At 52.4% G+C, this 9,826-nt stretch carries 6 protein-coding genes; all 6 read right to left on the bottom strand.

The genetic code is table 11. From position 1 onward, the window contains the following. Positions 1 to 1,326: 1,326 nt before the first annotated feature. The 6 genes from GC101_RS17155 to GC101_RS17130 all read right to left on the bottom strand — a co-directional run bounded on the left by GC101_RS17155 (position 1,327) and on the right by GC101_RS17130 (position 9,664). Entirely contained in the window at positions 1,327 to 2,388 is a 1,062-nt protein-coding gene (locus GC101_RS17155; protein WP_171718225.1) for a hypothetical protein, read from the bottom strand. Positions 2,389 to 3,211: 823 nt separating this feature from the next. Then, on the bottom strand, positions 3,212 to 4,507 hold the full coding sequence (locus tag GC101_RS17150) for a homocysteine synthase (protein ID WP_171718224.1): 1,296 nt from the start codon (positions 4,505 to 4,507) through the stop codon (positions 3,212 to 3,214). A gap of 254 nt (positions 4,508 to 4,761) precedes the next feature. Continuing rightward, entirely contained in the window at positions 4,762 to 4,929 is a 168-nt protein-coding gene (locus GC101_RS17145; protein ID WP_425497149.1) for a hypothetical protein, read from the bottom strand. 517 nt (positions 4,930 to 5,446) lie between these two features. Beyond that, positions 5,447 to 6,124: a deoxyribose-phosphate aldolase gene (gene deoC, locus GC101_RS17140; protein ID WP_171718223.1), complete on the bottom strand. Its 678-nt coding sequence runs from the start codon at positions 6,122 to 6,124 to the stop codon at positions 5,447 to 5,449. A 127-nt stretch (positions 6,125 to 6,251) separates the two neighbouring features. Beyond that, complete coding sequence (locus tag GC101_RS17135; protein ID WP_171718222.1) at positions 6,252 to 8,009, bottom strand: methyl-accepting chemotaxis protein; 1,758 nt, start codon at positions 8,007 to 8,009, stop codon at positions 6,252 to 6,254. Positions 8,010 to 8,209: 200 nt separating this feature from the next. Next, positions 8,210 to 9,664: a SulP family inorganic anion transporter gene (locus tag GC101_RS17130; RefSeq protein ID WP_281365894.1), complete on the bottom strand. Its 1,455-nt coding sequence runs from the start codon at positions 9,662 to 9,664 to the stop codon at positions 8,210 to 8,212. Positions 9,665 to 9,826: the final 162 nt, after the last annotated feature.

The raw sequence follows: 9,826 nt of genomic DNA, 5'->3' as shown, positions 1-9,826 counted from the left end.
GCGGGCACAGGCACGGTTGCTGGCGCGGCCGGGGGCGCGGGCACAGACACGGTTGCTGGCGCGGCCGGGGGCGCGGGCACAGGCACGGTTGCTGGCGCGGCCGGGGGTGCGGGCACAGACACGGTTGCTGGCGCGGCCGGGGGTGCGGGCACAGGCACGGCTGCTGGCGCGGCCGGGGGCGCGGGCTCAGACACGATTGCTGGCGCGGTAAGGAGAAATTGTTGTATAAATTGCAACTTTGATTCATTAATTCCTGGGTGTTTGAGAGGATTGTTGTACAAAATACAAGAATTCTCTCACTGAGCGGCTTGGGGGATGAGAAATGTTGTATTTCATACAACAATCCATAGTTATAGCCGATTTAACGCGGAGAATGTTGTATTTAGTGCAGGATTTCAGTAGTAAACGCACACGGTAACGCATTCGTAATAAAACCGGCTATTAACCGCACTAGTTGTGTCATAGTTACAGTCACAGTCACAGTCACAGTTAAAGTTATAGTTATAGTTATAGTTATAGTTATAGTTATAGTTATAGTTATAGTTATAGTTATAGTTATAGTTATAGTTATAGTTATAGTTATAGTTATAGTTATAGTTATAGTCGTAGTCGTAGTTACAGTCGTAGTTACAGTCATAGCTACAGTCATAGCTACAGTCATAGCTACAGTCATAGCTACAGTCATAGCTACAGTCATAGCTACAGTCATAGTTACAGTCATAGTTACAGTCATAGGTACAATCGTAGGTACAGTTACAGTTACAGGTACAGTTGCAGTTAAAGTCCCAGTCGTAGTTGCAGTTAAAGTCACAGTTGCCGGATTTCTGCCACAAACGTGGTTTGATTTAGCTAAGTCTATTAATATCTACTTCATTCAGCCAGAACTCGAGTTGCAGGCCTGTTTGGGCCGATGCTGATAATGATGCTGGCCTGCGCTTAAATTTCCGATAGCGAGATTTCCTTATACTTGAGTGCCCCTTATCCCCTTCTTTCTATGAGCATAATAAAACCCGATTCCAACGCAGCCTGAACGGCTGGTGGAATCGGGTTATTATTATAGTAGATGCGCTTAGGCACTGAGGGTCTACGGTAAGGGTAGTGATGCCGGCTGGCGGCATAGCTAGATTCACGGCGCGCTTGATAGTGCAGATACTTATAGCTCGCCGTAACAGATTGAACACGGCGAGTGATTCAGATGGATTCGCGGCTGTGAGCAGCAGAGCCCTGATTATCGGCGCATGACAGTGGTGATGCTTATGGCGTTAGCAGCAGTTTGAGTGAGATGAGCAGCATGGATAGATTGGGCACAACCGGTCTAACCGGCTGCTACTGCCATCCTCCGGCGGCAGCATCTATATTGTCCTGCCGGGCGATCCACGTCAGGCAGGCCGCCCGGAGCAGCGCTTCGGTCCGCTGGGCCGCGCTGCAGAAGATCCCGCTCAGGCCGATCTGATACAGATCGGCCAGCGCGTACGCCGCCGGTGCCCCCGCGGCGAGCACGGCCGCCGCCGGCTTCACCCGGCGCACGGCGGCTAACACCTCAGCCGCCGCCTTGGCGAAGCCCTCGGCGGCGCTCTCCTCCAGCGCGGCTTCACCGGCCGCGCCGTCCAGCACCAGGAAATCGGCGATGCGCGCGATTTCCCCCGCGGCAGCGCGCCCCACATCGGGGAGCAGAAGCGCCCCGATGCGGCACGCTGCCGCGTAAGCGTGGCCGAGGGTCTGCTCGGCCACGCCCTCAATGAATTCGCGCTGTGCTGCGAATTCGGCTGCGCTGGCGGGGTACGGCGCCAGCAGGTCCACGCGGCTGTCGCCGCCCAGCCGCTGGCTCTCCGCCACCGCGGCGAACAGCGCTTCAAGCTGCGCATCCTGCAGCGCGGCCAGTCTTGCCGGGCGAGCGGCAAGCTCCGGCGTATAGGGCAGAGCTACTGCGGCCCAGACACCGTCCGCCGACTCCAGAAGCGCGCCAGCGGCAGCCCGCAGCCGGTAATAAATCCGCTGCAGGATACGCTCGGCCTGCCCCTCATCCCCGCAGGACATCCAGCTCGAATAGAGTGCGGCAAGCTCCGGCTCCAGCAGCCATTCTTCGCTGCGGATCAGACAGGGACCAGCAGGGTAAATGCCGGGCTCCTCCCGAAGAAGGGAACGGTCGCCCAATCCGTCGCGCAGCACCAGAAAAGCCGGACGTTCACCCGGACGGCGGAAATAGGTCCGGCTCATGTTCCCGTTACTCTTACGCCGCTCCCCGTCGGTAAGAAATTCCGCTGCAGCGGAAGCTACAGATGCAGACTGGCTCATCTCCATGCCAATAGTCCGGTCGCCGGCATTATACTTGAACGGGCGCTCCTCATTATTTTGATTCTGATCCTGCTGACGTTCACCTTTCATCATCGCACCCACCTTTTTAACTTTGGATTGCTGCCGGCGCTGCTCCCCTTATGGCGATGCCACCGGCATTTTACGATGCTTCAATCTATAAATACTGGCAAAGATCCCGAAATATGCAAACGGTATCAAATGAATACGGCGCAGCCCTATAAACCTGTGATTTTACTGATTTAAAATACCGGAACCATTCCCTTTTCCCGCCAACCGCACTTATACTATTCTGGTTAGTGTTTTCTCATTCCTCACTTTTTCCATTTGTTAGTAATCTCGATAAATACTACGCTGGAGGAGCTTATACAATTAGACGATAACCTTATTAAAAATAGGCGGTTGCTTGTACTCCTGTTTTTGCTTATATCCAATATTGTTCTGCTGTCAGCGCTCCAAATGTTCGGATATGATTTCGTCCCTTATTTGAAGTCACCCGGGTTCTACATCATTCTTATTTTATTAATCCCTTTATTCACCGTGATTCTTGTTGCCTATGTCTTATGGAATGCTGTGATGGAATACCATTACAGTTTGCTCAAATCTCCTGAACAGACCCAAACTGTTATCGTTAAATATCGTGTAGTTACTTTAGGGGAAAGTTCCTATTTCTTACACCCGAACAGGTCCTGGGAATCGGCTATCCCCAATGGAACAATGAAAAGGAGCTTATTTTCAGTACAGTAACCGGAGAGAAAAAGGTGTTTTTGAAATAATGGATTAATAGATGAAATGATTAAAAGGCACAATTCAATTGAATTGTGCCCTCAGATTAAAACATAGCAGTATTATACTGTACATCCTTATCCCCTTGGAAATCGTGGGACGATACTTTAATTTACGACTGCTGGCTGGCAGCGATCGCCTGCTCCAGATCGTAGAGGATATCATCAATCGACTCTGTACCGATGGACAAGCGCAGCAGCTCCGGAGTAACCCCGGCCGTAATCTGCTCTTCGTCTGACAGCTGCTGATGCGTAGTGCTTGCCGGATGAATGATCAGCGACTTGGAATCACCGACATTGGCCAGATGGGAGAACAGCTTCACATTCTCAATCAGCTTGACCCCTGCCGCTGCTCCGCCTTTGATTCCGAAGGTAAGGATGGCACCCTGGCCTTTGGGCAGATATTTCTTCGCCAGCTCATAGGAAGGATGACTCTGCAGCCCGGCATAGCTTACCCACTCTACAGAATCATGCGCTTCGAGATACTGGGCTACCTTGAGGGCATTCTGGCTATGGCGTTCCAGACGCAAATGCAGCGTTTCAAGTCCCTGCAGCAGCAGCCAGGAGTTGAAAGGCGAGATCGCCGCGCCGAGGTCACGAAGGAGCTGTACGCGTGCTTTGATGATATAGGCAATGGGTCCTACAGCTTCAGTGTAGACTACCCCATGATAACTTGGGTCCGGTTCTGTAAGGCCGGGGAACTTGCCGCTTGCCTTCCAGTCAAACTTGCCGCCGTCCACAATAATTCCGCCGATAGAGGTGCCATGACCGCCGATGAACTTGGTAGCCGAATGCACTACTATATCTGCCCCGTGTTCAACCGGACGCAGCAGGTACGGGCTTGGGAAGGTATTATCGACAATCAGCGGAATCCCGTGCTCATGGGCGATAGCCGCCACTGCTTCGATATCCAGCACGTTACCCTGCGGATTGCCGATGGTTTCGGCATAGAGCGCTTTGGTTTTGTCCGTAATCGCTGCCCGGAAGTTCTCCGGATTGTCCGAATCAACAAAATGCACCTTAATCCCCAGCTTGGGCAGCGTCGTAGAGAATAGATTATACGTCCCGCCATAGAGGCTTGCAGAGGAAACAATCTCATCCCCTGCACCGGCAATATTAAGAATAGAGAAGGAAATAGCCGCTGCTCCGGAAGCTGTCGCAAGCGCACCCGCCCCGCCCTCCAGCGCGGCAAGGCGCTGTTCGAATACATCGGTGGTCGGGTTCATCAGCCGGGTATAGATGTTGCCGAACTCCTTAAGCGCGAACAGATTGGCAGCATGCTCTGCATCACGGAAACCGTAGGATGTGGTCTGATACAGCGGTACAGCACGGGCTAAAGTAGTTGGATCAATCTCCTGGCCTGCATGAACGGTTAAGGTTTCAAATGACAGCTTGCGCTCTTCTGACATGGGGTATTTCCTCCTCTAAAGGTATAATGGCAAAGGTTAACAATTAAGAATTGTACCTATTCTCTCACAAACCATGTCATTTGGAAAGATAAAATTCTCATTATTTCCCTATGTTTTATTAGTTTAATAAAAGGATAATTCAAGCCTTTTTCTCGGGCCACAACAAAAAAATCCCGCCGCAAGCAGCGAGAGTCGGAGAATAACGGTTCCCGTCTTAATTTCAGTGATAAATCCACCCTTATTTCAATCCAGCTTCAGGTGTCGTAACTGACCAGATAATGATGAAGCTCTGTGTTATAGCAGCCGATGCTGTGTTCAATCAGTCTGCCTTCCCCGTCATAGGAGTTGCGCAGGCGCTTAAGCATATGCTTCGGGAGCAGAGGGTAGCGTCCGGTGATATCAGGTGCGCTAACAGCCCTCATTTCCTCCCAGCGAAGCGTTAGCGTCCTTTTATAAGGGGGCACGCTGCAGTACAGCAAAATTCCGGCTGATTCAGAGGGATTTATCCCTTTATTTCCGCCGCTCAGCCCACTTTCGGCCAATTTAGTGGGATTTATCCCTTTAATCCCACCACTCATCCCAATTCCGTCCAATTTAGTGGGATTTATCCCTTTAATCCCGGCGCTCAGCCCACTTTCGGCCAATTTAGTGGGATTTATCCCTTTAATCCCGCCGCTCATCCCAATTCCGTCCAATTTAGTGGGATTTATCCCTTTAACTCCGCCGCTCAACCCACTTTCAGCTGATTCAAAGGGATTTATCCCTTTATTTCCCCACACTCAGCCCACTCACCTAACTCTCGGCGCCCCATTTCATATTCAGCTTATCTACAACAGATAACCAGACAACTATTATAATTCGCTTTACAGAAACGAAAAGGCTGCGGCCGCCCTGAAATCCAGGAGGCCACAGCCTTTTCTGTGCATAGCTGAGTTGTATTTAGTAGCTGCTCTGACTTTGTTCACCTTTGGCAATGGCTACGCCGCCGCTTGTCCCGATCCGGGTTGCGCCTGCTCCGACCATAACGAGTGCGTCTTCCGCACTGCGCACACCGCCGGATGCCTTAACGCCGATAGTTGGTCCAACTGTTGCCCGCATAAGTGCGATATCTTCCTTCGTAGCACCACCCGTGGAGAAGCCGGTCGAAGTCTTCACAAAGTCTGCTCCCGCTTCTACAGCGAGCTTACAGGCGCGGACCTTCTCTTCATCGGTCAGCAGGCAGGTCTCAATGATGACTTTGGTCAGCGCTTTACCGCGGGCCGCTTCAACCACTGCGACGATATCACGTTTCACCAGCTCGTCATTGCCGTCTTTCAGTGCGCCGATATTGATAACCATATCCACTTCGCCGGCACCGTTAGCAATCGCATCGGTGGTTTCAAAGGCTTTGGTTTCCGGTGTGGACGATCCCAGCGGGAACCCGATCACTGTACATACTTTAACTTCCGGCGTATCCTTCAGCACTGCATAGGCCGTGGACACCCAAGCCGGGTTCACGCAGACCGAAGCGAATTTGTATGCTTTGGCTTCCTCAGCCAGCTTGATAATATCGTCTTTACGGGCATCCGCCTTCAGCAGCGTATGATCAATAATTCCGGATATTGTAGTTTCACTCATTATTAATTCCTCCATGTAATCGGTAGTAGATGTTCGCATTCCTTGTAATCATACCAATAGTCGAACACTTTGGAAAGCCGGAGAGCGAACACCTGTCACTACGCCCGATCAACACTCGAATCGCCGCTTATACCTTTACCTGCCGGATAGCCTCCCGCAAGTCGCCCGTGTTCGCGCTGATCATCATCGAAGCCTCGTACACTTCTTTGATCTTCTCCAGCTGTTGACCGGTCAGCTCACGGATCTGCCTTGTCTGCTCCGAGACGCCTCCGGCAATGGAAGCCATGCTGCCCACCGTTGCAGCAACCTCCTCTGTGCCTGCTGACAGCTGCTCTGCCGTCGCCGACATATCGACAATCTGTCCGGCCACCTCACGAAAAGCGGCCGATGCTTCCAGCAGCGCAGCTTCTGCTTCGGCAGACATCCGCACACCTTCACTGACTTCATGGGAAGCGTCCGTCATTTGCGTACCGATGCTTGCCGAGGCATTGCCGATATGAATCAGTAAATCGGCAACCTGCTCGACAGAAGCCGCAGAACCCTCCGCCAGCTTCCGTACCTCTCCGGCTACGACAGTGAAGCCCCGCCCGTGTTCTCCCGCGCGCGCTGCCTCAATCGAGGCATTCAGCGCAAGCAGCTTCGTCTGATCGGCGAACTGCCTGATCGAAGCCAGCGCGCCCTCGATTTCATTCGCATAGCCTTGCAGCAGCAGCACGATATCCAGAGTATGGCCGGTAGATACGGAAATCGACTTCATCTGCTGATTTGTGTGGTTCATGGCGTTCTGGGAGGACTCCACGATATCCAGAGCCCTGACCGCGAATTCGGAGACAGTGGCCGAAGCTGCCGAAATGCGCGAAATCCCCTGCGCCATCTCATCCATTGCCACAGCGCTGCTCTGCGCCCCTTCAGTCTGTGAATGGGCCCCGGCGTAGATGTCGCCTATTCTCCCGTTGACGGCCTCACTCATCTTCAGCACATCATCAGCATTCCTGGCGAATGTCTCGGAGGAGCCGTAGAGAGAATCGGATGCCGTGGACACACCAGACACCATCCCTCTCACTCTTGCATTCAAATCACCTGACATCTGAAGCATCGCCTGATAAGCCGTTCCAATCTCATCACGGGACTTAACCGGACGGGCATTCAGAATCCGCGCGGCCTCAGCCAAGTCGCCCCTGGCCATGGTGCCCGCACTCTCCGTGATCGTCCCCAGTGGACGCAAGGACCGGGATACAAACCAGGCCAGCACCGCCAAAGCGGCCAGGGATAAGGCGAGAATAATACCATAGAGAGGCAGACTTTGGATCAGGACGTCACGGGTCAGGCTGCTAAGGACAGCGACATCGGTGTCAATGCCCAGCGCCCCGATCAGAGCCCCGTCAGCCCCTTTCACCGGTACAAATGCCGAGATATAATCCCCGTATTCAGGATTCATGATCAGCGGCGTACTCGCATTCTCTCCTGCAAGGACCGCCTCAACTGCAGCAGCCGGCATATCTGTAATTTCATTAATCTGCGAAGCCAGCGGGTCCCCCTCCGGTCTGCCGTCAATCATCAGCTGCGGCTGATTGGCTTCATCGATCCTGACAAAGTATACATAACGGGCACCGATCGACACCCGGAACTGATCCAGTTCATTGCGGAGCGACCAATACAGGTCCGATTCCCGGGGATCGGCCAGGAACTCACTGTAACGGCCGGCATCAATCTGCGTAACATAATGGCTGGCAATACTCATGTTGTAACTGCTGATCGTCCCTTTCACCGCTGATCCGGTGTTCGCCCGCTGAATCGCAATGTTCCCTGCCGTGATACATAGAATGACTACAGTCATGATACAGAGGATACGGGCAATAAGTCTTGTTCGGATAAAAGAAAACATGAAGGCCTTCCCTTTCGCGCACGGCAATTGCGTTGTTAAAGTAGGGTCATTCCTGAACATGCAATGACAAATGTCCCTCTACCGGAAAATTTCGACAAATTTTTCGAAAATCCTTTTTCCTGCCGCAAAAGATATTACAAAAAAAGAGACTGCCTCTGAAGCCATAACAGCTCCAAAGACAGCCTCAACATCTTTATCCTTCAATGCCCGCCCGACAAGCCCAGGCCGATCCGCTTCACCAGCCGGGCACTTTCTTCATTTAATCCGGTAATCGTTACCTTTTTGCCGAGTGCCGCATATTTGTCCAGCGTTTTGGCAATGGCTCCCACCGCCGACTGATCCCACACATGAGAATGGGAGAAGTCGATAATCACCTGCCCCGGATCACTCTCATACATAAATTCATGCACGAAATGACTGGTTGTACCGAAGAACAGCTGGCCCGATACTTTGTAGGTAGTTACAGATGCCGTCGTATGGACACTGAGCTTTATTGAAGCCATTTTCCAGGCAAAAGACAAAGCGCTCAGCAGAACACCGAACAGTACGCCGATCGACAGATTATCCGTCACTACCACGGTGACTACCGTAACGATCATGACCAGTGCATCGCTGAGCGGCACCTTGGCTAAAGTCTTCAGTGAACCCCACTCGAAGGTGCTGATGCAGACCATGATCATAACACCGACCAAGGCGCCCATCGGAATCTGCTTAACCACATCGCCCAGAACGAGAATCAGGAACAAAAGAAAGATCCCCGATACAAAAGTAGACAGCCGTGTACGTCCGCCCGATTTCATATTAACCATCGACTGGCCGATCATTGCGCAGCCTGCCATCCCGCCGAAGAAGCCGGTCACGATATTGGCCAGGCCTTGTCCCTTCGCTTCCCGGTTCTTGTCACTGCCGGTGCCCGTAATATCATCAATCAGCGTTGCGGTCATTAGGGATTCCAGCAATCCGACTACAGCGAGCGACAGTGAATAGGGCAGAATGATCAGCAGTGTATCCAGCGTGAAGGGAAGATCCGGCAGATGGAACACCGGCAGAGCCGAAGTAATGGTGCCCATATCGCCTACGGTTCTTACATCCAGATTAAGAACAATACTGAGTACGGAAACTGCGATAATCGCTACAAGTGCTGAAGGGACAGCCTTCGTGATCCGCGGAACCGTATAAATGATGACCAGTGTAAGTGCCACCAGCGCATACATAATCCAGCCCTGTCCTTCAAAATGCACCAGCTGGGCCATAAAGATAAGAATGGCTAATGCGTTGACGAAGCCGGTCATTACCGGCTGCGGCAGGAACGTGATGAATCTGCCAAGCTTCAGCATCCCCATTAGAATCTGAAAGATTCCCGCCAGTACGGTGGCCGCGAACAGGTACTCAATTCCGTGTGAAATCACCAGGCTGCCGACCAACAGCGCCATCGCCCCGGTTGCGGCCGAGATCATACCCGGTCTTCCGCCGGCAAATGCCGTCACAATAGCAATACAGAAAGATGCGTACAATCCAACCATCGGGCTTACGCCGGCGAGGATGGAGAAAGCAATCGCTTCAGGGATTAAGGCAATCGCCACGGTCATACCTGACAGAATGTCGCTCCGTGTGTTGGAAAACCAACCGTTGTTGTATAAGCTTGACTGCTTCAAATTGTGCTGCTCCTCCTGTGTCTTGTTATAAGGTTATAGGCTCTTCCATAGAGCCCGGGGCCGGTGCACCGCCAATGCTTCTTATTGTACCTGACCCGCCTTAACCTCCACAAAAGTCCAACCTGTGCTTGTAAGCGCTACTTCCTGCCCCGTTCTCGCCGA

Source organism: Paenibacillus phytohabitans (assembly GCF_013141775.1).
In the GTDB taxonomy this organism is placed as follows: Bacteria; Bacillota; Bacilli; order Paenibacillales; family Paenibacillaceae; genus Paenibacillus_AQ; species Paenibacillus_AQ phytohabitans.
This window is presented reverse-complemented; position numbering and strand designations above follow the sequence as displayed.

Bases quoted from the DNA above. Each gene is read 5' to 3' on its own strand.
- deoC (WP_171718223.1), bottom strand. From the start codon at position 6,124: ATGAGTGAAACTACAATATCCGGAATTATTGATCATACGCTGCTGAAG.
- GC101_RS17135 (WP_171718222.1), bottom strand. From the start codon at position 8,009: ATGTTTTCTTTTATCCGAACAAGACTTATTGCCCGTATCCTCTGTATC.
- GC101_RS17155 (WP_171718225.1), bottom strand. From the start codon at position 2,388: ATGATGAAAGGTGAACGTCAGCAGGATCAGAATCAAAATAATGAGGAG.
- GC101_RS17150 (WP_171718224.1), bottom strand. From the start codon at position 4,507: ATGTCAGAAGAGCGCAAGCTGTCATTTGAAACCTTAACCGTTCATGCA.
- GC101_RS17145 (WP_425497149.1), bottom strand. From the start codon at position 4,929: ATGAGGGCTGTTAGCGCACCTGATATCACCGGACGCTACCCTCTGCTC.